Source organism: Colwellia ponticola, from assembly GCF_005885605.1.
Lineage (GTDB): Bacteria > Pseudomonadota > Gammaproteobacteria > Enterobacterales > Alteromonadaceae > Colwellia > Colwellia ponticola.
This window is the reverse complement of the sequence record NZ_SZVP01000178.1, coordinates 1-427: the sequence shown is the minus strand read 5'-3', so window position 1 is coordinate 427 and position 427 is coordinate 1. Positions and strand designations below refer to the sequence as shown.

At 67.2% G+C, this 427-nt stretch carries 1 pseudogene; it reads right to left on the bottom strand.

Annotated elements, in window-relative coordinates:
- Positions 1-427 (bottom strand): annotated as a pseudogene (locus tag FCS21_RS16430) (cobyrinate a,c-diamide synthase); the annotation flags it as partial.

The following is a 427-nucleotide window of genomic DNA, read 5'->3' as shown; positions in this document are numbered from 1 at the left end:
AATTCCGGGTAACCGCCGGGCAAATACAGGCTGTCAGCCTCGGGCAGCTGGCGATCATGGATCGGCGAGAAGAAGTGCAACTCGGCCCCCATCGCCCGCAGCAGGTCGAGGCTGGCGCCATAGGTGAAGGCGAAGGCTTCGTCACGGGCCACCGCAATGCGCACACCGGCCAGCAATGGTTCGGCCATGATCACTTCCGGCGCGGCGAAGGTCACCGGTGGCGGCAATGCGACTTCGCAGCTGCTGCCCAGGGCCTGGGCGGCGGCGTCCAGGCGCACGTCGAGGTCATTCAGCTCGCTGGCCTGCACCAGGCCCAAATGGCGGCTGGGCAGTTCGATCCCGGTTTCGCGGGACAGGGCGCCATACCAGCGCAAGCCTTCGGTGAGGCTGCCTTCCAGCAACTGCGCATGGCGCAGGGTGCCGACGC